Annotated in this window: 23 protein-coding genes; 17 read left to right on the top strand and 6 right to left on the bottom strand. The window is 54.0% G+C overall.

The window, feature by feature from the left end; all coding sequences use genetic code 11:
* Nucleotides 1-5 precede the first annotated feature (5 nt).
* From PYL13_RS21640 to PYL13_RS21610, 7 genes are all read left to right on the top strand, one after another.
* Nucleotides 6-962, top strand: coding sequence for an NAD-dependent epimerase/dehydratase family protein (locus PYL13_RS21640; protein WP_275642310.1), 957 nt, complete (start codon nucleotides 6-8; stop codon nucleotides 960-962).
* Between the two features lie 529 nt (nucleotides 963-1,491).
* Nucleotides 1,492-2,310: an SDR family oxidoreductase gene (locus tag PYL13_RS21635; protein WP_275642309.1), complete on the top strand. Its 819-nt coding sequence runs from the start codon at nucleotides 1,492-1,494 to the stop codon at nucleotides 2,308-2,310.
* A complete protein-coding gene (locus PYL13_RS21630) occupies nucleotides 2,304-3,059 on the top strand; it encodes a FadR/GntR family transcriptional regulator (protein WP_275642308.1) in 756 nt (251 codons plus the stop codon). The genes PYL13_RS21635 and PYL13_RS21630 overlap by 7 nt, the downstream gene beginning before the upstream one ends.
* The gene (locus PYL13_RS21625; RefSeq protein ID WP_275642307.1) at nucleotides 3,056-3,733 is read left to right on the top strand and encodes an RraA family protein; all 678 of its coding nucleotides are present in this window, start codon (nucleotides 3,056-3,058) and stop codon (nucleotides 3,731-3,733) included. The genes PYL13_RS21630 and PYL13_RS21625 overlap by 4 nt, the downstream gene beginning before the upstream one ends.
* Nucleotides 3,734-3,820: 87 nt before the next feature.
* Entirely contained in the window at nucleotides 3,821-4,789 is a 969-nt protein-coding gene (locus tag PYL13_RS21620) for a tripartite tricarboxylate transporter substrate binding protein (protein WP_250985258.1), read from the top strand.
* Between the two features lie 134 nt (nucleotides 4,790-4,923).
* Complete coding sequence (locus PYL13_RS21615) at nucleotides 4,924-5,418, top strand: tripartite tricarboxylate transporter TctB family protein (protein WP_250985259.1); 495 nt, start codon at nucleotides 4,924-4,926, stop codon at nucleotides 5,416-5,418.
* Between the two features lie 3 nt (nucleotides 5,419-5,421).
* Nucleotides 5,422-6,924 carry a tripartite tricarboxylate transporter permease gene (locus tag PYL13_RS21610; RefSeq protein WP_250985260.1) on the top strand — a complete coding sequence of 501 codons (1,503 nt, stop codon included), beginning with the start codon at nucleotides 5,422-5,424 and terminating at the stop codon, nucleotides 6,922-6,924.
* A gap of 12 nt (nucleotides 6,925-6,936) precedes the next feature.
* Here PYL13_RS21610 and PYL13_RS21605 read toward each other — a convergent pair whose 3' ends face one another.
* Entirely contained in the window at nucleotides 6,937-7,536 is a 600-nt protein-coding gene (locus PYL13_RS21605; RefSeq protein WP_275642306.1) for an SGNH/GDSL hydrolase family protein, read from the bottom strand.
* A gap of 325 nt (nucleotides 7,537-7,861) precedes the next feature.
* On the opposite strand from PYL13_RS21605, the gene PYL13_RS21600 reads away from it, so the two are divergent.
* The 7 genes from PYL13_RS21600 (at nucleotide 7,862) to PYL13_RS21570 (ending at nucleotide 14,618) form a co-directional block, all read left to right on the top strand.
* Complete coding sequence (locus PYL13_RS21600) at nucleotides 7,862-8,746, top strand: dihydrodipicolinate synthase family protein (protein ID WP_275642305.1); 885 nt, start codon at nucleotides 7,862-7,864, stop codon at nucleotides 8,744-8,746.
* A gap of 24 nt (nucleotides 8,747-8,770) precedes the next feature.
* Nucleotides 8,771-9,430, top strand: coding sequence for a GntR family transcriptional regulator (locus PYL13_RS21595; RefSeq protein ID WP_275642304.1), 660 nt, complete (start codon nucleotides 8,771-8,773; stop codon nucleotides 9,428-9,430).
* A gap of 77 nt (nucleotides 9,431-9,507) precedes the next feature.
* Entirely contained in the window at nucleotides 9,508-10,839 is a 1,332-nt protein-coding gene (locus PYL13_RS21590; RefSeq protein ID WP_259146892.1) for an ABC transporter substrate-binding protein, read from the top strand.
* Complete coding sequence (locus PYL13_RS21585; RefSeq protein WP_259146894.1) at nucleotides 10,839-11,777, top strand: carbohydrate ABC transporter permease; 939 nt, start codon at nucleotides 10,839-10,841, stop codon at nucleotides 11,775-11,777. Before PYL13_RS21590 ends, PYL13_RS21585 begins: the two co-directional genes overlap by 1 nt.
* Complete coding sequence (locus tag PYL13_RS21580) at nucleotides 11,777-12,598, top strand: carbohydrate ABC transporter permease (protein ID WP_275642303.1); 822 nt, start codon at nucleotides 11,777-11,779, stop codon at nucleotides 12,596-12,598. Before PYL13_RS21585 ends, PYL13_RS21580 begins: the two co-directional genes overlap by 1 nt.
* A gap of 50 nt (nucleotides 12,599-12,648) precedes the next feature.
* Nucleotides 12,649-13,704, top strand: a complete 1,056-nt coding sequence (locus PYL13_RS21575; protein WP_275642302.1) for an ABC transporter ATP-binding protein — start codon at nucleotides 12,649-12,651, stop codon at nucleotides 13,702-13,704.
* Nucleotides 13,701-14,618, top strand: a complete 918-nt coding sequence (locus tag PYL13_RS21570) for a sugar kinase (RefSeq protein ID WP_275642301.1) — start codon at nucleotides 13,701-13,703, stop codon at nucleotides 14,616-14,618. The genes PYL13_RS21575 and PYL13_RS21570 overlap by 4 nt, the downstream gene beginning before the upstream one ends.
* 21 nt (nucleotides 14,619-14,639) lie before the next feature.
* Here PYL13_RS21570 and PYL13_RS21565 read toward each other — a convergent pair whose 3' ends face one another.
* The 4 genes from PYL13_RS21565 to PYL13_RS21550 form a co-directional block, all read right to left on the bottom strand.
* On the bottom strand, nucleotides 14,640-15,950 hold the full coding sequence (locus PYL13_RS21565; RefSeq protein ID WP_259146902.1) for a sensor histidine kinase: 1,311 nt from the start codon (nucleotides 15,948-15,950) through the stop codon (nucleotides 14,640-14,642).
* Between the two features lie 19 nt (nucleotides 15,951-15,969).
* Nucleotides 15,970-16,623: a response regulator gene (locus PYL13_RS21560; RefSeq protein ID WP_192489437.1), complete on the bottom strand. Its 654-nt coding sequence runs from the start codon at nucleotides 16,621-16,623 to the stop codon at nucleotides 15,970-15,972.
* Nucleotides 16,624-16,718: 95 nt separating this feature from the next.
* On the bottom strand, nucleotides 16,719-17,102 hold the full coding sequence (locus PYL13_RS21555; protein WP_275642300.1) for a diacylglycerol kinase: 384 nt from the start codon (nucleotides 17,100-17,102) through the stop codon (nucleotides 16,719-16,721).
* Entirely contained in the window at nucleotides 17,099-18,718 is a 1,620-nt protein-coding gene (locus PYL13_RS21550; RefSeq protein WP_275642299.1) for a phosphoethanolamine transferase, read from the bottom strand. Before PYL13_RS21550 ends, PYL13_RS21555 begins: the two co-directional genes overlap by 4 nt.
* A 328-nt stretch (nucleotides 18,719-19,046) precedes the next feature.
* Here PYL13_RS21550 and PYL13_RS21545 point away from each other — a divergent pair, with 328 nt between their 5' ends.
* Nucleotides 19,047-19,763 (top strand): FadR/GntR family transcriptional regulator, encoded by a 717-nt coding sequence (locus PYL13_RS21545; RefSeq protein ID WP_275642561.1) that lies wholly within the window; start codon nucleotides 19,047-19,049, stop codon nucleotides 19,761-19,763.
* Here PYL13_RS21545 and PYL13_RS21540 read toward each other — a convergent pair.
* Entirely contained in the window at nucleotides 19,732-21,159 is a 1,428-nt protein-coding gene (locus tag PYL13_RS21540; protein ID WP_275642298.1) for an aspartate ammonia-lyase, read from the bottom strand. The two genes, PYL13_RS21545 and PYL13_RS21540, sit on opposite strands and share 32 nt — an antisense overlap.
* A gap of 273 nt (nucleotides 21,160-21,432) precedes the next feature.
* Between PYL13_RS21540 and PYL13_RS21535 the strand changes: the two genes are divergently transcribed.
* Both PYL13_RS21535 and PYL13_RS21530 read left to right on the top strand, forming a co-directional pair.
* Nucleotides 21,433-22,911 carry an amino acid permease gene (locus tag PYL13_RS21535; protein ID WP_275642297.1) on the top strand — a complete coding sequence of 493 codons (1,479 nt, stop codon included), beginning with the start codon at nucleotides 21,433-21,435 and terminating at the stop codon, nucleotides 22,909-22,911.
* Nucleotides 22,908-23,852 (top strand): asparaginase, encoded by a 945-nt coding sequence (locus PYL13_RS21530; RefSeq protein WP_275642296.1) that lies wholly within the window; start codon nucleotides 22,908-22,910, stop codon nucleotides 23,850-23,852. The genes PYL13_RS21535 and PYL13_RS21530 overlap by 4 nt, the downstream gene beginning before the upstream one ends.
* Nucleotides 23,853-23,881: the final 29 nt, after the last annotated feature.

The following is a 23,881-nucleotide window of genomic DNA, read 5'->3' as shown; positions in this document are numbered from 1 at the left end:
AACCTATGCCAACATATCTCGTGACAGGTGGATCCGGTTTCATCGGAACAACACTTACGCGTAGGCTGGTTGCTGAGGGCTCAAAAGTTATTTCGCTGGATCTAAAAGAGCCCAGAGAAAGATTGCCAAACGTTGATTATCGCGTGGCTGATGTTCGGGATCTGTCTGGTTTCAAGGCAGGCATTGAGGTTGATCACATATATAATTTTGCCGCTGTGCACACGACGCCGGGACATCAGCCCTATGAGTACTACTCTGCGAATGTCGCTGGTGCCAGCGAGATCACCAAGTTTGCAGAGCAAAATGGTGTAAAAAAAATCACCTTTACCAGTTCTATTTCTGTCTATGGGCCGAGTGAAGAGATGAAGACCGAGGGCAGTGTACCTGCGCCTCAGTCTGATTACGGGCACTCGAAGTTGCTGTCTGAAAAGATCCATTTGGCCTGGCTCGATCGTGCGGCTGATAATAAGCTGGTTATCGTGCGCCCAGCAGTGGTGTTTGGTCAGGGTGAGGGTGGAAATTTCACGCGTCTTGCGCAGTTGCTAAAAAAAGGCTTCTTTATTTATCCTGGTCGAAAAAATACAATTAAAGCATGTATTTACGTTGAGGACCTCATAAACGCTATTCTCTTTGCTGAAGCGAAAGAGGACAAGTTTGTTTTGTTTAATGGCGCTTATCCCGGCAGATATACGCTGGAAGAAATTGTGTCGGTCCTTATCAAGGATCACTTCCCAACTGCGCGGGAATATATGGTGCCGCGTGGCGCTGTCTCATCTGCCGCAACGCTTATCAAGTCGCTTGGTTTGTCGAAGGTCGGCATTCACCCAGAGCGTGTGACGAAGTTGGTTCGCTCGACTGATATCTATCCTGACTGGCTGAAGCAAAACGAATTCCAATTCCCTGAGACGCTCAATGACGTGATGAGCCGCTGGAGCCGCGACACGAAGGGAAGCTTCGTTTAAAGGGTGTTCTGTTCTTCCAGCTGATGGTGTGGTCGCAGGGCTTCTGTTTGATTTGACAGCAGTAATTGTCGCTGATTTGACTTCGTAAAAGGTGGCTTTCACGCATGTGGGCCGCCTTTTTTTGTGGCTTCTTCAACTGTGTGGGTGCGCAATGCCCTGGGGTACGTTGCGGGCGCTTGGCCAAGATGGTGATGCGGCGCGCTGTTTCTTTGTCTGGTGTCAGGGCAACCAATCCTGGTGTCGTCCCTGTCGAATTGGGCGCGCGCGGGGGCTCTGCCCATAGTTGAAGGTGCTGCGGAATAAGGTGTCCTTGATCCTCGCATGCCCTCACCGAAACGTTGTTGAGTAGTGCGGCAATGAGTTGTGCTCTCTCTCTCTCTCTCTCTCTCTCTCTCTCTCCTTTCAATCACTAAGCGCGTTGCTGTCGTTGGATACGGCGACAAGTTGTCATGTCGTGAGTATAGGGAGATTCGATTTGACTACTCATGACATATGACATATGTCATGAGTTAAGAAGAGGAGGAGCTTTATGACTGATCTGTTTAGCGTTGAGGGCAAGGTGATTGTTGTAACCGGTGGTCTTGGCCAGTTGGGGACAGAGTTTGCCTCATCGCTTTTGAATGCTGGCGCGAAGGTCGCCATTTATAGCCGTCGGCCGATTGATGCTGCGGCAATCGATGAAAAATTTCCGCAACATGGCGGTCGCCTGAAGGTCTATGTTGCGAGCGTCACCGACAAGGAAGCGCTTGAGGCGGTGACGGATGCTCTGTGCTCGGAATGGGGCGTGCCGCACGCCCTGGTCAATAATGCCGGCATCGACAGCAAACCAAACGGAGCGGCAGATCAGAATGGCCCGTTCGAAAGCTATCCCCAGAAATACTGGGATGAAATCATCGATGTTAACCTGACCGGCGTGATGTTGTGTTCACAGGTTGTCGGTGCGCGCATGGCGGAGGCTGGCCGCGGCAGCATCATCAATGTCGGTTCTATCTACGGGATGGTCTCGCCAAATCAGGCGCTTTATGCCTACCGCGAAAAACGCGACGGCGTCCCTTTCATCAAGGCGGTTTCCTACGCGGCTTCAAAATCCGGATTGCTTAATCTGACACGTTATGTGGCCACCTATTGGGCGCCAAAAAATGTCCGTTGCAATCTCATTTCGTTTGGTGGTGTTAAGACCGGCAGCTTCGATAAGGAGTTTGTCGACGCATTTCTGGAGCGCGTGCCTTTGGGACGCCAAGCGGAGAAGGGTGAGTATAACGGTGTTATCCGCTTCCTGGCTTCCGATGCTTCAACGTACATGACCGGCTCAAACGTCGTGGTCGATGGTGGGTTCACTGCATGGTAAACGCAACGGCAATCTCTGCACCTGATCGCGGCAAGCTGCATATGCAGGTGGTCGCGGATATTGAAACCCGCATCCTGACCGGCGAATTGCAGGTGGGAGAGCGGCTTTCTTCGGAGGCAGAGCTTGCTCGCAACTTTGGTGTCAGCACGCGTTCGGTGCGTGAGGCGCTGCAAATCCTTGAAACGAGAGGCTTGGTACGCCGCCGTCACGGTGAACGTGCGGAAGTGGTGCGTGACGATGTCGGGCAGTTCATGGAATCGCTCGTTGCATCAGTCGGTTCGCTTTTTGCACGCGACACGGCCTATCTCGTGCAAGCCATGGATGTGCGGCGCATGATCGAACTGGAAGTGGTTGGACGGATTGCTGCCGGAGAAGGGCAGCTTTCGGAAGCGGTCCTAGCCTCCCTTGATGCCATGCGTAACTCGGTGCGCAACAATGATTTTTCGCAGTTCACCGAAGGTGATGCGTCATTTCACCGGGCACTGGTTCAGTCGCTTGGCAATGAAATCTTATCGTCGCTTCACGGCAATCTGCACACTCTGATTGCCGGGGTCATCAAGGTGGCCAGTCGCGTACCGCGCAAAACCTTGGCCGATGGTTTGGCTGAGCACGAAAACATCTACACGCTGATCCGCAGTGGCAACGTTAAGGGCGCCCGTTCTGCAATGCGTGAACATATCGATAACAGTATGGCCTATCTCGAACAGGCCATGAGCAGATCCGGTAAACGGGAGGAAAAATCTGAATGAGTGCCTATGACTACAACAACGTGAACTGGGATGCGATCAAGCGGCTGTCTCGTTGGTACTCCGGCGATATCCATGACGTGATGGACAATTATGGTTTTTACGGCTTTCTCGACGGCATAACGCTTCACGGTGTTCTCAAGCCAGGTCAGGTGGTTTGTGGCCCGGTGTCGACTGTGCGTTATACACCGAGTACCCGTAAGGGGCAGCCGCAGGATGTCTATCACGGCGCGATCGATGCTGTGGTGAAAGGCGGCATCATTCTGGTGGATGCTTCCTGCGCAGAGGGTTCTGGCACGGGTGAATTGATGTCTACGGGCGCAAAAACCGCTGGTGCTGCGGCAACCATCGTGCACGGCACCGTGCGTGATCTGGCCGAAGTCCGCAAGCTCGACTACCCGCTGTTTGGGCGTGGTGTCAGCCCGGTTGGTGTTTCAGGTCGCATGGAGCCGACGGAAGCGCAGGTCGAACTCGACATCAAGGGTGTGAAAGTGAGACCGGGCGATGTGATTTTTGCAGATATTTCCGGTGTGGTGGTCATTCCTCAGGAACTGGTTGCGGTCATTGCCGATGAGGCGGATCGCAATGGCGAGGGTGAAGCTAAGTGCCGAGAACGCATCCTGTCCGGTGAAAAGCTGAGGGATGTTTGGCCAGTCGGCTCAACCGGGCCGGTTTGATCAAAGTCTGAATAAAGGACTACGGGGCGCCCCGGCGCCTCGAACTTAAACGGCTGCGTGGAGGCGGCCTATTCGGGAGGAGAACCAATGTCATTTTTCAAGAAAGCCGCTCTGGCGGCATGTGCTGTCGTCGCTTTGTCCGGTCAGGCATTTGCGGAATATCCTGAGCGCGCGATCACCATGATTATCCCATGGGCGGCTGGCGGTGGAACGGATGCCACAGGCCGTATCATCGCAACGATGTTGGAAGAGAAACTGAAGCAGCCCATCACGGTGGTCAACCGCACCGGCGGTGGCGGCATTGTTGGTCACCAGGAACTCAAAAACCTCAAATCTGATGGGTATACGATCGGTATCATCACGACCGAACTATCGATGTACAAATCGGTTGGCTCGTCCGATATATCCTACGAAGATTTCACACCGATCGGCCTTTATAATGCTGATCCGTCTGCAATTTTTGTACGGGCAGATTCACCCTATAAAACCATTGATGACCTGATTGCTGCCATCAAGGCGGATCCATCCACCATCAAGGCAAGCGGCGCCAATTTCGGCGGCAATAACCACATCGCCTGGGTAAGTCTGGTGCAGCTTTTGGGTGCGCCGGCAGAAAAAGCCTTTTGGGTGCCAACGGATGGTGCCACCGTGTCGCTGCAATTGCTGGCGTCTAATGCCATCAATGTAGCTGTTTCCCAGTTCCCGGAAGCCAAGGCATTGGTCGATGCGGGTGAGATTCGACCGCTTGCCTATCTCGGAAACGAGCGGAACGAGAAAAACCCGGACGTGCCGCCAATCAGCGAAGCGGCCGGTATCGAGTTTGCTGTCTCCGGCTGGCGTGGCGTTGCGGCTCCAAAGGGCATTCCCGAGGACGTCCAGGCAAAGCTGGCCTCCGCATTGGAAGAGATCGTTACGAGCAATGATTTCAAAACCTTCATGGATGGTCGCAATTTTGGAGTCAACTGGAAGGGCGGGGCTGACTTCGAAACCTACCTGAAGCAGCGTGATGACGCGTTCGGTGCTGCGATCAAATCTGCCGGTATCAAAGCCAATTAATCGGGTTTACGAGCGGCCGGAAGTCGGCCGCTCATCTTCTCTTAAACGATACGTCATGGGAACGCTGACAGTGTTCAGCATCACGCGTTGCTATGCCGACTGTCCCTGCGAACACTTGCAGAAGGAGACCGCGTATGACGACGGTCAATCGACTTGATCTTGTAATATCCGTTCTGTTTGCGCTGGTTGGTGCCTATGTGCTCGTCGGCTCCATGGAGCTGAAAGCCATGCCGGGCATGGCGGTTGGACCTGGTTTATTTCCGGCCATTACCGGTGCCGGTATGCTGTTCTTTGGCCTTGTTATGCTTGCCCAGACGTGGATGGGACGTGGCACGGATGCTTCTGATGAGCTGGCCGTGGACGAACCAGCCGAAGATGACGGTGGACCGATAACTCTCATCGACCGGCTTTATAACCCGCTGTTGTTGTTAGCGATCCTTGCATTGATCCTGCTTATGCCTGTTCTCGGGTTTCTCATCACAGCCTCCATTTTCGTTTTTGCGATGGTGTTGCTGGGTGGCGGCGGATGGTTGCAGGCGATCATTTTCGCAGTGGTCATGACCGGACTGACCTATGCGCTGTTTGTTTATGGATTACGTGTGCCGGTGCCGGTCGCGATGTGGGGTTGAGCCATGAATGCATTTATTGAGGCCTATTTTCTCGTCTTCAATCTTGAGACGTTGCTTGTCATCGTCGCGTCGTCAATATTCGGCCTGTTTGTCGGCGCACTTCCCGGTCTGACGGCGACAATGGCAACCGCCTTGCTGGTGCCGCTGACATTTTACATGTCGCCGATACCGGCCATTGCGGCCATTATTTCCTCAACAGCGATGGCAATCACTGCCGGTGATTTGCCCGGTACACTGCTTCGCATTCCAGGAACGCCAGCCTCTGCCGCATACGTCGAAGATTCCTATCGCATGGCCCAAAAGGGGCAGGCGGGGCTTGCGATTGGTATTGGCGTTATCGGCTCGGTCCTAGGCGGCCTGTTCGGCTTTGTATTCCTGATGTTCACCGCGCCAGCCTTGGCAAAGTTTGCACTTGGTTTTTCCAGCTTTGAATATTTCTGGCTGGCGGTACTGGGTCTGAGCTGTGCTGCTTTGATTTCCTCCGGTGGCGTTGCGAAAGGCGCTCTTTCATTGCTTCTCGGTCTGATGATTTCGCAAGTCGGTGTTGATCCGCTAACCGGCACGCCGCGTTTTACATTTGGTGTTTCCGAATTGACGGGTGGTATCAGTTTCATTCCGGCGATGATTGGTATGTTTGCCTTGGCGGAAGTCATGCGTACCGGGCGTCGCTTCAGGCTGGACATTCCACAGGCCAATGTGCGCAACCCGTTCAAGGGCGTTATGGCCTGCCTGTGGAAATATCGCAAAAATCAGGTTCGCGGTTCAATCATCGGTAGTCTTATCGGCGCTTTGCCGGGTGTCGGCGGCGACCTGGCTGCCTGGGTAACCTATTCACTGGCCAAGAAGACCTCCAAAAACCCCGAGCTGTTCGGTAAGGGGCATCCGGAAGGCCTTGTCGAGGCGGGTGCTACCAACAATGCGGCGCTCAGTGCCTCATGGATTCCGGCCATGGTTTTCGGTATTCCCGGTGATGCCGTGACAGCGATCGCCGTTGGCGTCCTGGTCATGAAGGGCATGGAGCCAGGGCCGCAGTTGCTGACCACCAACCCACAAAACTTCTACGCCGTCATGCTGGTGTTTGTGATTGCCAATATTCTGATGCTGCCGCTTGGATATGTTGCCGCTCGTTCAGCACGGTGGATCTTCGAAGTGCCTCGCGCATTGCTCAATGCGGCAATTCTGTTGTTCTGCGTGGTTGGATCCTACTCCATCAACAACACGATGTTTGGCGTAACGGTCATGCTGGTGTTGGGTGTGATGGCGTTCTTCATGGAGAAGTCCGGCTTTGCCATGGCGCCGGTTATCCTGGGTATCGTTCTTGGCCCTCTGGTCGAACAGAACTTCACGACGTCAATGATCATCACCAATGGCAATGTGTTTGGGCTTTTTGAACGACCCATCGCTGCCGTTCTGGGCGTCGCCTCTATTGCGGTCTGGGGACTTTTCATCTTTGGAGCGGCGCGGAAGACATTTAAACCAAAGGCCTTGGCAGGGCAGGTGATGTAAGGGGAATGGCTTTTAGCCATTTCCCTTGCAAAGATAAGGCGTCATGATCGATGTGACGATACGGGCAACGGCTTCGGGCCGAGGGTGTAATCCGTCAGGAATGGCGGATTCCAGCTCATTTTTTGTCATTTTGGACCAGCCGGGATAATAGTCGATATATTCATAACCGCGGGCAAGTGCCTCGTTGCGTTGCATGTCGATATACCATTCCAGTAATGGGCGCATCGATCCGCGCATTCCGGAAACCGGATTCATGCGCGTCATGATCACCCGGGTCGCTGGCAGTTCTTTTTTGAGACGATCAAAAACAAGTGCGATGTTTGTGCGGCTGCGCTCGCGCGTCATCAAACGGTTGATGGCTGCGTCATTGGCATAAAACTCAATCAGCACAATATCTGGTGCAAGTCGGACAACATCATCGACATGCGAAACGGCCCAGTCTGATGTGCCGCCGCTTTGGGCAACCTTGAGCACTTCAACTTGCCGATTGAGGCATGAGGCGAGTGAGGTCTGTAGCGGCACCTGCCAGCCACCCTGATTGGTCAGGGATGTTCCAAAGGAAACTATCCGCAGTGGCTTGGCGTTATCCTGGGCCTGTGTTGGCGTCATCATGGCGCAACCCCAAATCAATGCGGTGACAGCAATCCTCGAGAGCTTAACCCAGCTTTCTACGGTCATGTGCCTTACGTCAAAATGAGGAAACCACATCAATTCAATTGCGCCTTTTTTATTGGCCACAGCGCGCCGGTGCCAGAGATATTTACAGCATCGCATTAATTACCTGCGATGAAAATAGAAACATAAACAACCGGTAACGAATAATTTCATATTCGCAAAATGCCTGTCATATCATTCATCCACAGGCAAACAATTATTGTGTTTACAACTGACATGTTACCTGAATATATTGCTGCTATCAGACTGGAGGAGCATTCAATTGACAATAGCTTTCGGCCTTTCGGCAGCTCTCACGACGCCTTTTGATGAAGCAGGCAACATTGCTTTCGCAACCATGACGCAGCATGCCAAGAGCTGCCTTTCTTCGGGCTGCGACAGTGTCACGCTGTTCGGCACAACGGGTGAGGGAAGTTCAATCGGCAGCCGCGAACGAAGTGCGGTCCTCAAGGCGTTTGCAGATGCGGGCATTTCTGGCCGTCAATTTGTGGCTGGTGTGCTTGTTGATTCTGCTGAAGATGCAGCGGATCAGTCGGCGCAGGCTCTGGATGCGGGAGCGCGCAATGTTCTGCTGGCGCCGCCATCCTACTTCAAGAATGTGTCTGACGACGGCCTGTTTGAGTGGTTCTCCAAGGTGTTTGAACAGCTTGGCAGCAAGGCAAGAGACGTCATCGTCTACAATATTCCGTCGGTAACGATGGTGAAGCTCTCGGTCGAGCTGGTTGGCCGGTTGCGCAAGGCGTTTCCGGGCGTCGTGACCGGTGTGAAGGATTCCGGTGGTGACTGGGCACATACCGAGCGTCTTTTGAAAGAACATGCAGACCTGATCATTCTGATCGGTGATGAGCGACATCTTGCCCAGGGCACGCGTCTTGGTGGCAAGGGTGCGATTTCGGGCATGGCAAATGTCATGCCGCAGGAAATTCGCGCCATGGCCGTCGATGGCAAGGAAGATCAGCGCGTCGTTGATCTCGTTGTGGAAATTTTGAAGTATCCGGTCACGCCTGCGGTGAAAGTACTGGTTGCCCGCACGACGGGTGACGCGGTATGGCACAATGTAAGACCGCCACTTGTAACGATTCCATCCGAGGAGCGGGAGAAGATTGGGCAGATTTTTGATGGGCTTTTTTCATCAAAAGCGGCTTGATTGACGGCAAGGTTAGAGGATTGCATGGACGAAACCGGCGAGCAGATCACTCTGAGGGAAAAGGCGTATGAGAGCTTCACGCGCCATCTGCTCGCTCGTGATGTCCGGCCGGGACAGTTCATCTCGCAACGGCAACTTGTTGGCCTGACGGGACTGACGCTGGGGGCGATACGCGAGCTTATTCCACGGCTTGAGGCGGAAGGTTTGATAAAAACCGTTCCGCAACGTGGACTGCAAATTGCCCATATCGATATCAACCTCATCCGTGAGGCCTTCCAGTTCAGAATTCTGCTGGAGCGCGAGGCCGTGGCGCTGTTTACGCATTCCGCCAGCGATGAAGCCGTTCAGAATTTGCTGAAGCTGCATCGAGATATTGCGGCGGAACTTCAGGAGAAGGGCGCGTCTGCCGAGTTGGAACAGCGGGCACAGGCAACGGACTGGGGCATGCATAATGCCTTTTTGGATGCGATGGGCAATTCGATCATTTCGAATGCTTACCGCGTCAATTCGATCAAGATGCGCCTCATCAATCAGGAGCGTTTCCGCATCGATGGACGTGTCGGGCCGGTTATGGGGGAACATCTGGCCGTGCTTGAAGCAATTGAAAAGCGCAATGCCGAAGAGGCGGTGCAGAACCTGACCGCGCATATTAACAATGCGAGGGATCGTTCACTGGCAATATAATCAGGGCTTAACAGGCCTTTAGGGTATGAGAAGCAAGCCGTGCGGAGGAGTTGTACGGCAATAAGAGGAGGACTGGCATGACATCGTCATTATTGAGACCAACCCGCCGTACGTTTTTGGCGGCAAGTGCTGCCTTTGGTAGCGCAGCCCTGCTTGGCGCACGCACAGCATCGGCTGCAGTGGACTGGAAGAAATTCTCTGGCACCACGCTGGAAGTCAATCTCGTCAAAAGTCCACGCAGCGAGACGTTGATCAAGCATCTCAAGGAATTCGAAGAGCTGACCGGCATCAAGGTCAACGCCGAAGCCACTCCAGAGCAGCAGCAGCGCCAAAAGACGGTTATCGAGCTCAGCACAGGCAAGCCAAGCTTTGACGTTGTGCACCTCAGCTACCACGTTCAGAAGCGCCAGTTCGAAAAGGGCGGCTGGCTGGCTGATATCAGCGGTTTCCTGAAAGATCCGTCGCTGACCGATCCATCACTTGTGGAAAGCGATTTTGCTGAGGCCGGCATGTTGTTTGCCAAGGATTCCAACGGGGTCCTGCGTTCGCTGCCATTCTCGGTGGATTACTGGATTGTCTACTGGAACAAGGAATTGTTCGAGCAGAAGGGGCTTTCCTATCCGACGACCTTTGAGGAACTGGTCGATGCTGCTGAAAAGATCACTGACCCATCGACAAACACTTATGGTTTCGTTGCGCGCGGTCTGAAAAACGCCAACACGCCGGTCTGGACGTCGCTGTTGCTGGGCTACGGTTCCGGTCCTATTGATGCTGATGGAAAACTGCAGACGACCTCCAAAGAAGCGGTCGAGGCTGCAACGCTCTATCAGCGTCTGATGACCAAAGCGGCACCTCCAGGTATATCCGGCTTCAATTGGGCGGAAGCACAGTCGGCCTTCCTGCAGGGCAAGGTCGGCATGTGGTTCGACGGCGTTGGTTTTGCACCGCCAATCGAAGATCCGCAGAAGTCCCGCGTTGTTGGCAAGGTCGGTTATGGTGTCATGCCAAAGGGACCAGCGACACAGGCTGCCGGTACCTTCGGTGACGGTCTTGGCGTGACCGAGGCCAGCACCAAAAAAGAAGCAGCTTATCTGTTCTGCCAATGGGCGATTTCGCATGAAATGGGTGCCCGCCTGCTGCAGGCCGGTGCCGGTGTACCGTTCCGCCAGTCCATTCTTGAAGATGCCAAAGTGCGTGAAGGCGTGAAAATGCCAAGTGCATGGCTTGATGCCGTTTCCGGCTCGGGCAAGGTATCCAAGCTGGCTCTGCCGGTCATCATACCGGTGACGGAATTCCGCGACATCTATGGTGTTGCGCTTACCAATATGATTGGCGGCGCTGATCCGGCCGCTGAACTGAAGAACGCAACAGCCCAGTTTGAACCCGTACTGGCACGTAGCGAGGGGTAATGACAGCCGTGAGCATCGATAATACGATGACGCAAGGCAAACAGGTAAAAAAGAGCAAGCCTTCACGGCTTGCTCCCAATTACTGGCCTTTCGTTCTTCCCGCCCTAGTGGTCGTTGCGGCCGTGATTGTTTTTCCCTGGGCGTTCACCCTGTGGATGAGCGTTAATAGCTGGACACTCGGCCAGGAACGGGTCTTTGCCGGTTTTGCCAATTATGTGCGGCTGGCCCAGGATATGCGCTTCTGGGAATCCCTGTGGCATACGACGGTCTACACAGTACTTTCTGTCGTTTTACCACTGTTTCTCGGGACACTCGCGGCTCTTGTATTCGATGCAAAATTCCCGCTGCGTGGTTTGCTTCGTGGTGTGTTCGTCATGCCAATGATGGCAACACCGGTTGCTGTGGCGCTGGTTTGGACAATGATGTTCCACCCACAGCTTGGTGTACTCAATTATCTTCTGTCCTTCATCGGTATTGGTGCTCAGGAATGGATCTACAACCAGTCGACGGTTATTCCTTCGCTGGTTCTGGTAGAAACATGGCAGTGGACACCGCTGGTTATGCTGATTGTGCTTGGTGGTTTGGCGGCCGTGCCGCGCGAGCCCTATGAAAGCGCTGAAATCGATGGCGCAAACGCCTGGCAGAAGTTCCGTTTTCTGACATTGCCGATGATCGCGCCCTTCCTGATTATCGCTGTTATCATCCGCTCGATCGATGCCGTGAAAAGCTTCGACATCATCTATGCGATGACACAGGGTGGTCCGGGCACGGCTTCAGAAACGATCAACATATACCTTTATAATACGGCCTTTGCCTATTACGACATTGGTTATGGCTCTGCCATGGCAGTGGTTTTCTTCCTGGTCATTATCGCGCTTTCCTTCGTGCTTCTGATGGCACGCCAGCGTGCAAACTGGTCTAATGCGGAGGGACGCTGATGAGACGCAAAACACTCGACAGCATCGGCATGTTGTTCGTGGCCGTTGTGATGGTGTCGCCTGTCATCCTGTTCTTTCTTTGGATGATATCTCTGTCACTTAAATATGAAATCGACAACGGCGCATACCCGCCCATTCTCATTCCAGAAAACATCGCATGGTCGAACTATGCCAAGGTTTTTGAAGAGAATAACTTTCTGCTTTATTTCTGGAATTCCGTGCTGGTGACAGGTGCTGCGACAATCTTGGCACTCATCATCGGTGTGCCGGCCGGATACGGCATTGCCCGGTTAAAGGCGGAAAAGTCGGCGGTTGTGATCATGATCGCCCGTATGACACCCGGACTTTCGTTCCTCATTCCGTTGTTCCTGCTGTTCCAATGGCTAAACCTGCTCGGTACCCTATGGCCGCAGATCATCATTCACCTGGTGGTAACTGTGCCAATCGTGGTCTGGATCATGATTGGTTACTTCGAAACGACGCCCATGGAGTTGGAAGAGGCAGCCAGCATTGACGGCGCAAGTTCATGGCAGGTGTTCCGTCTGGTTGCCTTGCCGATTGCCAAGCCGGGTATCGTGGTGTCGTTCATTCTGGCGCTGATCTTCTCATGGAACAATTTCGTTTTCGGTATTGTCCTTGCCAGCCGTGAGACCCGTACTTTGCCGGTTGCCGTTTACAACATGCTGTCCTTTGAACAGGTCAGTTGGGGACCACTTGCAGCGGCTGCGCTGATTGTGACCCTGCCAGTTCTTCTGCTGACAATGTTTGCACAAAAGCAGATTGTCGCAGGTTTGACGGCAGGCGCGGTCAAGGGCGGTTAAGCGGGCTCAACGCCCGTTCACGAAACGATTTTCGACAGGAATAGATACATATGGCACCCGTCAGTATTCAAAACGTCCAGAAACACTATGGCGCCGTCAAGGTCATTCACGGCATCAGCGTTGATATCACGGATGGAGATTTTGTTGTCCTCGTTGGCCCATCGGGCTGCGGAAAATCCACGCTGCTGCGTATGATTGCCGGACTTGAAGAGTTGAGCGACGGCGAAATCCACATCGGTTCTCGTGAGGTTTCGCATCTGCCGGCGCGCGATCGTGATATCGCCATGGTGTTCCAGAACTATGCGCTCTATCCGCACATGACTGTGGCCGAAAATATGGGCTTCGCACTGAAGCTCAAAAAAGCAAGCCCCGCGGAAATCAAGGAAAAGGTCAACCGGGCAGCGACCATTCTTGGCCTTGACGCATTGCTGGAAAGATACCCGCGCCAACTGTCTGGCGGCCAGCGCCAACGCGTCGCGATGGGACGTGCCATTGTGCGCGATCCCAAGGTGTTCCTGTTCGATGAACCGCTTTCCAACCTTGATGCGAAATTGCGCGTGCAGATGCGCGGTGAAATTAAGGCGATGCATCAGCGTATTGGTACGACAACCATTTACGTAACGCATGACCAGGTTGAAGCCATGACTATGGCCGACAAGATCGTGGTTCTGCATGACGGGTACATTGAACAGGTTGGCGCGCCGCTAGAACTCTATGACCGCCCGGCCAATATCTTTGTGGCAGGCTTCATCGGTTCACCATCGATGAATTTCATCGATGGTCGTATCGAGGAAGGTATTTTCCGGACGAAAAACGGATTGACCTTGCCACTGCCAAAGGACGTGGCTGCCTCGGCTCATGGCCGCGAACTGGTTTACGGCATTCGTCCCGAACACATCAAGGCTGCTGCTGGCAACATTGAAGGCACGGTCACACTGGTTGAAGGCACTGGCTCTGAAATCTATGCCAAGCTGAATTGCAAGGGTGATGAAATTGCCTGCCTGTTCCGCGAACGTCTCAATGTTCAATTTGGCAGCACGGTCGGCATTGCCGTAGATACGGATCATATTCACCTGTTCGACAAAGAAACTGGCAAGCGTATTTGAGCAACGTGACAAAGCGTATTCTGTGTGTCGGGGCATCCGTCCTCGACACGATCTTCCGAGTTCACGACCTGCCAAAGGGCGAAGGCAAATTATTGCCTTACGACATGCTGGAGATTGCCGAGGGCATGGCAGCCAGTGCTGCTTATGCCATCGTGCGATTGGGCGGCCATGCCAGCCTCTGGGGTGCGGTTGGCAAAGACGAAACCGGTGTCCGGATTTTGCGTGATCTCGGTGACGACGGTATCGACATGTCCGGCATGACGATTGCGGAGGGTGCCCGTTCAGCACTGTCGACCATTCTGGTCGATGATTTTGGCGAACGACTGATCGTACCATTTTACGACCATCGCTTGCATGATACGGCAAAGACCTTTGATGATGCCGAGATCGCCGGATTTGATGCCGTGCTGGTGGATGTTCGCTGGCCGAAGCTGGCGCTTGCGGTGTTGCAGGCCGCAAGGCGCGTCGGCATTCCTGCCATTCTGGATGGAGACGTTGCTCCGGTCGATGTCTTGGAGCGACTGGCACCGGCGGCCAGCCACATCGTGTTTTCCGAGCCCGCCGCGACAAGTCTGACTGGTCTGGACGATGTCACCGATATGTTGCTGGCCTTGCGGAAAAAGTTGCCGGATACACTTTTGTGCATTACGGCTGGCTCAAAAGGCTGTTTCTGGCTGGAAAATGCCTCCAGCACAGTGCAGCATCAGGCGACCTTGACTATCAAGGCGGTTGATACCCTGGCTGCTGGCGATGCTTTCCACGGTGCCTTCGCATTGGCCATCGCCGAAGGTTTGCCACTGCGCGACACGATGCGACTTGCCTCTGTCACAGCCGCACTGAAATGCGAAGTGTTTGGTGGCCGTCGTGGCATGCCGACCAGAGCGCAAGCGCAAGATGCCCTGGAACGTCTGTAAGGTCGCTTTCCAGTTATTTGGCTAGAAGGTCAAAATGGCTTCAAAGCCATCTTTTTTTCCTGATGCGGGTGACGAGAGAGTGAGTTTAGCGTTCATCTTCTCTACGAGATTGCTAACGATCGCCAGACCAAGACCAGAACCGGAGGCCTTGGTTGGCCCACGGGTGAAGCGCGCCGTCAACCCGGCGAGATCTTCTGGGCTGATCAGTTCGCATTCGTTGGCAACACGCAGGCGATTGCCGTTTTCGACAGAAATTTCCACCATGCTGTCTTGCGGGCTGTGCACCAGGGCATTTTCCAGCAGGTTGCGAATGACAATGCCGAAGGCATCCGGATTGATGTGGCGTTCAAGTTGCGCGTCTTTGCCAAGCTGAAGATTGATCCGACCGTCACCAATTGACATTCTTTCGAGGTCGCCTACGACGACCTTTATCACCGGAACGAGGTCTGTCAGCGTATCGGAAATACCGATGCCGGCATCGGCGCGCGACATCTGGAGAAGCTTTTCTGCCAGACGACCAAGGTGTGACAGTGACTGTTCAATCTGGTCGATGCGTGGTGAAAACTCCGTCGGCACTTCTGCTTTCAGACGCTGTGCCTGGGCAAGCGCGCCCGCAATCGGCGTGCGCAATTCATGGGCACTGTTGGAGGTAAATTCCCTTTCCGCTTCGAGGGATAACCGCAGACGTTCAAGCAACAGGTTTACTGAACGGGCAATCGGATGTAACTCGGCCGGCAGGGGGCTTGCATCAACAGGCACCATGTTGCCGCTGTCTTTGCGTCCGATATCGTCCCTCAGTTCCTGGATCGGGTACAAGGTGCGACGAACCACGAAGATAACCGCAGCGATGCTGGCAGGGATCAGAATGATAAGCGGCAGGAACAATGCGACGCTTGCTTCAACAATAGCTTCGCGGCGATTGGCAAAAGCATCTGCCACCTGCAGGAAAATCGCACCGTCAGGGGATACGGCGGTATAGATGCGCTGTGTAGATGTGTCTGCAAAACCAGCAACGAGCGGCACATCAAAGGGCTCGGTCGAACTGTCATGCGAATGAACAAGAACATGTCCAAGCCGGTCACGCGCCTGATAGGTCAAATACTCCTTGCCAGCGGCTCGCTGCGTGAAGTCGAGTTGCGCGGATGAGACACCGCCTTCCTGAATATCGTTCACGACTAGCGGCAACAAGCGCTCAGCCGTTTCTTCAACGGCGCTGTCAAATATCTCTGCAAACTCGTCCTGCATCACCATGATGCCAAGGCTGGAGGCAAGCAGCCATGCCACGGCAACCACAGCGGTCACGGCGTAAACGAGCTTGCGTGTCATGCTCATTTTGGCGTTCATTGTTGCCTCAACGGATTGTGTAGCCAATGCCGCGCACAGTCTCGATGCGGCCATGCCCGATTTTTTTGCGCAGACGGCTAATGTAGACTTCGACCGTATTGCTCTCGATTTCCGCGCCGAATTCGTACAACGTTTCGCTGAGCTGTGTCTTGGACACAAGCGCGCCGGGTCGCTCGATCAATTTGTCCAGAACTGCCCATTCGCGTGCGCTCAGTGACACGGGCTTGCCGTGAACATCAATGCTGCGCACCGCCTGATTGATCTCGATATCCGGCAGGGTAACAACTGAGACCGACCTGCCTTCGTAACGACGTGAGACTGCCAGCATACGCGCCGTCAACTCGCCGAGATTGAAAGGTTTGACTAGGTAATCATCCGCACCGGCATTCAAGCCTTCAATTCGGTCCGATACCTGATCATGGGCAGTCAGAATGATGACGGGTGTTGAATCATGGGCGGAGCGCAGGGTCTTGAGCAATGTAAGCCCTTCACCATCGGGAAGGCGCAAATCCAGGAGCACCAGCCCATAATTGACTGTCTGCGTTGCAGCGATTGAATCCGCCAGATTCTTGAACCAATCCACAGCATGGCCTGCGGCTGCTACGTGATCACGCAACGCCTCTCCGAGCACATAATCGTCTTCAACCAGAAGGACCCGCAAGACAACCCCATAAAGCGATTTGTCATTGCGTATTCTGTAAGAGGGCAAGGCGTCAAGCCATGACCTGTCGTTCGCGGCCGGAACAAGCGCACTCGTCATAAAAACAAGTGGGTGACGACAGCATATAAAAACAGCACTGCATTGGCCGTCAGCAGGCAAAAAACTGCAAAAGAACCAAGGTCTTTAGCATGGCGGCCCGTCGTCGATATCTCCGGGGAAATACGGTCGATGATCTCTTCGACTGCCGTATTCAGCGCCTCAGCCGAGACAAGCGCCAGAAACAGGATGATGGCTGCGCACAGGATCGTCAGGCTGACGCCAAGCGCGAGATAAGTGGCCATCAAAAGCCCGAAGGCAAAGACTTCATGGCGGAATGCGGTTTCCCTCCACGCCCGTTTGGCCCCCGCTGCGGAGTAGCGGGTGGCGGCTAGCAAATGCGTGATGCCAGTCAGTTTTGTATAGTCTGGCATTACACTCATGAGACCTGGTTGCTCCTGCAACGGTTGAAGATATCCAGTTTCGGATCATAGACCGAGGTCTGAACATTCATCATGCTCAGGATGCTGTGGAAAAAGTTGTCGTGGGAGTGAGCAACAGCCGTTGCTTCCTTTGCCATGCAGGCCCGGTCCAATCCCATGGACTTGGCAAAGTCATTATCGAACCAGACGAGGAAGGGGACGTGGGTCTGTTGGTCAGGCGCCAGAAGATACGGCGTGCCGTGCAGGTAAAGCCCGTTTTCACCCAAGGACTCACCATGGTCCGATGCGTAGATCATGCCGGTTGCCAGTTTGTCAGAGTGGGATTTCAGCTTGTCGATGATCGTTGCCAGAAAATGGTCGGTGTAGAGAAGGGAGTTGTCATAGGAATTAACGATCTGCGCGTCGGTGCAATTGGCAAGCTCTGCGGTTTCGCAGTCAGGTGTGAACTTCTTGAATTCCTGCGGATAACGCAGGTAATAGGTCGGGCCATGGCTGCCCATCTGGTGCAGAACGACAACGCTGTCCTTGGTGATGGAGTCGAGCCACTTGCCGAGCCGCTCCATGAAGATCTCGTCCTTGCATTCGCCGCCAGTGCAGAAACGCGGGTCATTTGTTGCTGCAAGATCGGTGAAATCGATACGATCGGCCACAGCCTTGCTGCCGGTATTATTGTCCCACCAGGTGGCGCTGATGCCTGCATGGGACAGAACATCCATCACGTTCTCATTGGCAAGACCCTTGGCGTGGGTATATTCCGCACGTGTGAATTTCGAGAACATACAAGGGATCGATGTTGCGGTTGCCGTACCGCAGCTGGATGTGTTCGGGAAGTAAACAATATCGCGCTTGGCAAGTTCGGGATTGGTGTCGCGGGCATAACCATTCAGCGAGAAGTTTGCTGCTCTGGCGGTTTCACCGGCAACGATGACGGTCACTCGAGGCTTTCTGACACCACCGGCCGATGCCATGACCTTGGCATCTAGGCCGATTGGCTCTGCAATGATTTTTGCTTCATGCCCGGCCTGCGTCAGGTAATGCACGGTGCTTGAAATCGGCGTGAGAGGATTGATGCTTTTCACAATGTCCCGGTGCTGGCGTATGGCGGTCGTGAATGTTTTCGAGTTTGCAAAACCGATGAAACCAACAATTGCCACGCAGCCCAGGACTGTCACGGTGTTGCGCATCAGTTTCTGCGGAAATGACCGGTGCCGGACGCGCAAGAGGGCAAGAAAAAGTATTGGCAATCCTGCAAACATTGCCATGTAGGACCCGAAACCCCATGTCAGCAGATTGCCGGCTTCCGCAGGTGTCGTTTCAAACACGTTGCGCACCATGTCGCTGTCCACGATGACGCTGAAGCGATCAATGAACCAGGACGCCGATGCGGCAATAACGATCAGCGATGCCAGAAACGGCTTGATCAGATATTTGACCGAAAAGATCGTGATCATTGCGATGAACAATGCACTCATCGCGACGTAAAGTGAAGTAATCGCTACCGGGTAGGGCGAAAGATAGATGTGTATCTTGCTCCAGAACGTTCTGTTGAGGAAAAACAGCAGATAAAGTGCGCCCAGCGCGCTTAATGTTCCGCTGCCAATAACAGGACGAAACATTTCGATCCTGTCGGTTTTCACTGTGAGAAACGCCAATTTGCCACCCGTATTTTCGTTTTGATCATAAACCGGGCAATACTCTCCTTCAGATTTTGAAGGTCGTGGGGATGTGCATTTGCAACCGGCTCTGATGGCTAGATGTCCGGCTTTTCTGACACGAACCTGAATGGCGGTCGTGGGGTGTGTCAGTTGCGTCGAAAATCGCGTAACTTACAGAAATCAATTCCGCTTTTGGTTGTGATGTTGTAGTTCGATATCTGGCTAACAGATCTGCTGCCTTCGGGTGTGGCTTCTTGACAAAGCCCGGATGTTTGTGAAGGTTGCAACTATGAGTGAACTGGCTGATTGGTTATCTGATGCAAGTCCGATCAGTCGGAAGAACGCCGCTGAATCGGTGTTCGAAGATATTCGTTCTGCAATAACGTCTGGACGTCTGTCGGTTGGTGCACGATTACCATCCGAAAGCAGCCTTGCGGTTCGTTACGGGGTTAGCAGGCCGATTGTGCGTGAAGCTTTGCGTTCGCTGCAAACGCTGGGACTAACGCAAACACGTACGGGCAGCGGCACCTTCATTCTCACATCTACACCCAGCACCGAACTGAGTTACGGCAGTTACTCCGCACGAGATCTGATTGAGGCACGCCCCTTTATCGAGGTTCCTGCTGCTGGATGGGCGGCGCTGCGCCGGTCTGATGGGCAAGCTACGGCCTTGCTGCAGCTTTGCGACGCTATGGATCGGCAGACAGATCCCCATAAATGGGTGCTGCTGGATTCAGAATTTCATACGTTGATTGCGGAATCGTCCGGGAATGCGGTTTTTGCAAAGATTGTGACCGATGCGCGGGGCGCTATTTCCCAGCAGTCAGAATTGCTGAACATGATGGCCCATCGCCGGGAAGCGTCCAACATTGAACACCGCCGGATTGCTGAAACAATCCAGGCGGGCAATGAGCAGGACGCGATTAAGGCGATGGAGGCGCATCTTGGTCAGGTCAAGCAGGTTGTGACCAGCATTATGGCTGCGGATCGCTCCCGGCAGTCATAAGGTCCTGCAAGTTGGCAAGCCGCTCCGGCTTGAGTGCTTCCAGCAACTGTTCAGCGGTCAGGTAACCGCGGTCGAGTACGATTTCAGGGACGTTGCGTCCTGTGCTGAGCGCCTCGCGCGCAATTTGTGTTGCCGCATAATAGCCGATCAGCGGGTTGAGTGCTGTCGCAAGTCCGATAGACTCTTCCAGACGCAAGGCCATGATCGCCGGATTGGCGACTATGCCATCCACGCACCGTTCTGCCAGTGTCAGGCAGGCGGCACTCAGGTGACTGATGCTGTCGGAGAGCGACCGTACAATGACAGGCTCAAATGCGTTCAGCTGCAATTGTCCGCCTTCCGCTGCCATCGTGATTGTGATGTCGTTGCCGATGACCGTAAACGCCACCTGATTGACGACCTCCGGAATGACCGGATTGACCTTGCCAGGCATGATGCTCGATCCTGCCTGAACAGCGGGTAGGGTGATTTCTCCGATGCCGGCGCGCGGACCGGAAGACAGTAATCTGAGGTCGTTGCAGGTCTTGGACAGTTTGACTGCGATCCGCTTGAGAACGCCGGACAGATGGACAAAAGCGCCAGGATCCTGCGTCGCCTCTATCAGGTCGGCGGCGGTAACGAGCGGACGACCGGTCAGTTGGGAAAGATGTTCACATGCGCGCGCAGCATAACCAGCCGGCGCATTAAGACCAGTGCCGATAGCCGTGGCACCAAGATTGATTTCATGCAGGAGTGCGGCCGATTCAATCAATCTAGCTCTGTCTTCACCAAGCATCACTGCAAAAGTACGGAATTCCTGGCCGAGTGTCATCGGGACGGCATCCTGCAACTGCGTGCGGCCGACCTTCAAAATGCTATGGAATTCAACGGACTTTTTTTCAAATGCCTTCTGCAGCACGCCCATAGAATGAGAAAGGGCATCAATTGCTTCGATCAGGCCGACATTGATTGCCGTTGGATAGGCGTCATTGGTCGACTGACTGAGATTGACGTGATCATTCGGGTGAAGGCGGCTGTAGTCACCTTTTTCATGGTTCAGCAGTTCAAGGGCGCGGTTGGCAATTACCTCATTGGCATTCATATTGGTTGAAGTGCCGGCGCCGCCCTGTATTGCATCAACGACAAACTGGTCGTGCAACGCGCCATCACGAATTTCACGGCAGGCTTTGACAATCGCTTCCAGTCGTTCCTGATCCAGCAGACCAAGCTCGTGATTGGCCAGTGCCGCGGCCTCCTTTACGTAGGCAAGGCCACGAATGAGGTAAGGGTAATGACCGATCGATGTTCCGGTTATCTGGAAATTTTCAACGGCGCGTGCCGTGTGTACACCCCAATAAACATCTGTCGGAATTTCTTTTGGACCGAGCAAATCGTGCTCCGTACGCGTCGTGACCACATTGTCCTCCTATGGATCGTGACATAATCTGTATAGCTGTAAGACAGATTGTGGCTTGTGTATTCCTGTCCGTTGCAAAGGTCAACTGAACAGAATCCTGCTTGACGGCGGGGCCATGCTGCGAATATGAGAAAATATCTGTCATACAGCATTACAGCATGCCAATTGAAATACGGTCCAGCGCAGCCTCCCACGGACGGCAAAGCGACACCGCATTCGCACTCGAAAGTGTAAATCACGATCCATTGCATACAGGGCTCAGAGGGAGGAGCTATGTCAGTCGAAAACTTTCAGAAAACATCCGATGACCGAGCGGTCTTTGCCGAGGAAGACCTCGGATACCATAAGGCGCTGAAACCGCGTCAAATCCAGATGATCGCAATCGGTGGCGCCATCGGCACCGGGCTCTTCCTTGGCGCCGGCGGGCGGTTGGCCATGGCCGGACCGGCGCTGGTATTTGTCTATGCGCTTTGCGGTTTCTTCGCATTTCTAGTGCTGCGCGCACTGGGTGAGCTTATCATGTACCGGCCAAGCTCCGGTTCCTTTGTGTCTTACGCACGCGAGTTCTACGGAGAAAAAATGGCCTTTGCCGTTGGCTGGATGTATTGGCTGAACTGGGCCATGACATCGGTGGCGGACGTTACGGCCGTTGCGCTCTACATGAACTTTTTCAAGCAATATGTTCCGTGGCTTGCCGGCATCGACCAGTGGGTCTTCGCGCTAAGTGCCCTGATCATCGTTCTTGCCATGAACCTTCTTTCAGTAAAGGTGTTTGGTGAGCTGGAATTCTGGTTCAGCCTTATCAAAGTCCTGGCGCTGGCGACATTTCTGGTGGTTGGCGTCTACTTCGTCATCTTTGGGACGCCGATTGAAGGCCACACTGTCGGTTTCAGTTTGATAACGCAGAATGGCGGCTTTTTCCCCAACGGAATATTGCCGGCCTTTGTGATTATTCAAGGTGTTGTCTTTGCCTATGCATCGATCGAACTCATTGGCACGACTGCTGGTGAAACCGAAGATCCACGCAAGGTCATGCCACGCGCAATCCGCACTGTGGTTATCCGCCTTTTGGTGTTTTATGTCGGTTCAGTGTTGTTGCTTTCGCTGCTGTTGCCGTACAGCGCCTATAAGGCGGGTGAGAGCCCGTTCGTGACATTCTTCGGTGCTATTGGCATTGAAGGTGCTGATGTCATCATGAACCTCGTGGTTCTGACGGCGGTGCTGTCTTCGCTGAATGCGGGCCTTTATTCCACCGGTCGTATTTTGCACTCCATGGCAATTTCCGGTTCCGCACCTGCGGCACTTGCCAAGATGAACAAGGCCGGCGTTCCCTATGGCGGCATTGCCGTGACGGCTGTCGTGACTGTGATCGGCGTCATTTTGAATGCGATTGTTCCGGCAGCTGCATTTGAAATCGCGCTCAATCTTTCGGCTCTCGGCATTATCTGCGCATGGGGTGTTATCATTCTTTGCCAGCTGAAGCTGTGGCAGCTTTCTCGTCGTGGCGAGTTGGCCCGTCCTGACTTCCGCATGTTTGGCGCGCCTTACACAGGTATTCTCACGCTTATCTTCCTGTTCAGCGTGCTTGTCCTCATGGCCTTTGACTACCCGGCGGGAACATGGACAATTGCTTCCATCTTGATAATCGCTCCGGCGCTTGTCATAGGGTGGTATCTGCTTCGTGACCGAATCCAGCAAATCGCTAGCGAGCACAATCAATCTGACGTTCCAAGCAAGCGGGGCCTGCTGTGAAGTCGCAAAACATTCTTCCTCTGGTGGCGGTAATCGCCACTGGTGGTACGATTGCAAGCAAAAAAAGTGAGGACGGATCGAGCAAGCCGTCCCTCACGGGCGAAAGCCTGTTGTCTGTTCTACCGGACATGCAGGCAAGGCTAAAGCCGGTCGAGCTGATGGCGAAGGATTCGTCCAGCCTGACGCTCGCCGACATGCAAGACATCAGTGATGAGGTTGGCAGGCAGCTGCGTGACCCTGACATCGCTGGTGTTGTCATTCTCCATGGTACGGACGCCATGGAGGAGACTGCTCTTTTGGTGCATCTTCAGCACAAACTGAACAAACCAGTTATCTTGACCGGTGCGCAGTTTACCGCAGACCATCCAGACACCGATGGTCCGGCCAATCTGGCCGCGGCGATTGCTCTGGCTGTTGACCCTGCCAATGCAAAGCACGGTGTTCTTCTGGGCTTCGGCGGCAGTGTGTTGCCAGCATGGGGTTTATACAAATACTCGGCTGACGAAGCCGATGCTTTCCGACTTGCGCGGCCTGATATCTGTCCATCGTTGGACACCTTTGAAAAGTCCGTCAGCAATATCCGCGTTGATATCGCTGCGATTTACCCGGGCTGTCATGCTACACATCTCGATGCCAGTCTCATTGCTGGTGTCGACGGCATTGTGCTGGCAGCGCTGGGCTCCGGCAACGCCAACCCGGAAGTGGTACAGGCCGTCAAACGTTGCAGCGACACAGGCATTCCGGTTGTTGTTTCCAGCCGTGTTCCGACTGGTCTGCTGGTGCCAGGGTATGGCGGCGGAGGTGGCGGTTATGACATGGGGGCAGCGGGGGCCGTGCATTCCAAAACACTTCGGCCCGGTCAAGCAAGAGTTCTGCTTGCCGTTCTGGTTGCCAATGGTGTGACCACAGAGGTGATCGCCAATTATTTCGGCGATCTGTAAAGCCCTGCAATAGCGTCCCGCACTGCCAG

The sequence above is a fragment of the Agrobacterium sp. Azo12 genome (genome assembly GCF_029193765.2).
Classification (GTDB): domain Bacteria; phylum Pseudomonadota; class Alphaproteobacteria; order Rhizobiales; family Rhizobiaceae; genus Agrobacterium.
The sequence above is the reverse complement of the archived record's forward strand: the minus strand, read 5'-3'. Positions and strand labels throughout refer to the sequence as shown.

Excerpts from the sequence above, each read along its gene's own strand:
- PYL13_RS21640 (WP_275642310.1), top strand. The coding sequence starts at position 6 with ATGCCAACATATCTCGTGACAGGTGGATCCGGTTTCATCGGAACAACA.
- PYL13_RS21635 (WP_275642309.1), top strand. The coding sequence starts at position 1,492 with ATGACTGATCTGTTTAGCGTTGAGGGCAAGGTGATTGTTGTAACCGGT.
- PYL13_RS21630 (WP_275642308.1), top strand. The coding sequence starts at position 2,304 with ATGGTAAACGCAACGGCAATCTCTGCACCTGATCGCGGCAAGCTGCAT.
- PYL13_RS21625 (WP_275642307.1), top strand. The coding sequence starts at position 3,056 with ATGAGTGCCTATGACTACAACAACGTGAACTGGGATGCGATCAAGCGG.
- PYL13_RS21620 (WP_250985258.1), top strand. The coding sequence starts at position 3,821 with ATGTCATTTTTCAAGAAAGCCGCTCTGGCGGCATGTGCTGTCGTCGCT.
- PYL13_RS21615 (WP_250985259.1), top strand. The coding sequence starts at position 4,924 with ATGACGACGGTCAATCGACTTGATCTTGTAATATCCGTTCTGTTTGCG.
- PYL13_RS21610 (WP_250985260.1), top strand. The coding sequence starts at position 5,422 with ATGAATGCATTTATTGAGGCCTATTTTCTCGTCTTCAATCTTGAGACG.
- PYL13_RS21605 (WP_275642306.1), bottom strand. The coding sequence starts at position 7,536 with ATGATGACGCCAACACAGGCCCAGGATAACGCCAAGCCACTGCGGATA.
- PYL13_RS21595 (WP_275642304.1), top strand. The coding sequence starts at position 8,771 with ATGGACGAAACCGGCGAGCAGATCACTCTGAGGGAAAAGGCGTATGAG.
- PYL13_RS21590 (WP_259146892.1), top strand. The coding sequence starts at position 9,508 with ATGACATCGTCATTATTGAGACCAACCCGCCGTACGTTTTTGGCGGCA.
- PYL13_RS21585 (WP_259146894.1), top strand. The coding sequence starts at position 10,839 with ATGACAGCCGTGAGCATCGATAATACGATGACGCAAGGCAAACAGGTA.
- PYL13_RS21580 (WP_275642303.1), top strand. The coding sequence starts at position 11,777 with ATGAGACGCAAAACACTCGACAGCATCGGCATGTTGTTCGTGGCCGTT.
- PYL13_RS21575 (WP_275642302.1), top strand. The coding sequence starts at position 12,649 with ATGGCACCCGTCAGTATTCAAAACGTCCAGAAACACTATGGCGCCGTC.
- PYL13_RS21565 (WP_259146902.1), bottom strand. The coding sequence starts at position 15,950 with ATGAGCATGACACGCAAGCTCGTTTACGCCGTGACCGCTGTGGTTGCC.
- PYL13_RS21555 (WP_275642300.1), bottom strand. The coding sequence starts at position 17,102 with ATGAGTGTAATGCCAGACTATACAAAACTGACTGGCATCACGCATTTG.
- PYL13_RS21550 (WP_275642299.1), bottom strand. The coding sequence starts at position 18,718 with ATGTTTCGTCCTGTTATTGGCAGCGGAACATTAAGCGCGCTGGGCGCA.
- PYL13_RS21545 (WP_275642561.1), top strand. The coding sequence starts at position 19,047 with ATGAGTGAACTGGCTGATTGGTTATCTGATGCAAGTCCGATCAGTCGG.
- PYL13_RS21535 (WP_275642297.1), top strand. The coding sequence starts at position 21,433 with ATGTCAGTCGAAAACTTTCAGAAAACATCCGATGACCGAGCGGTCTTT.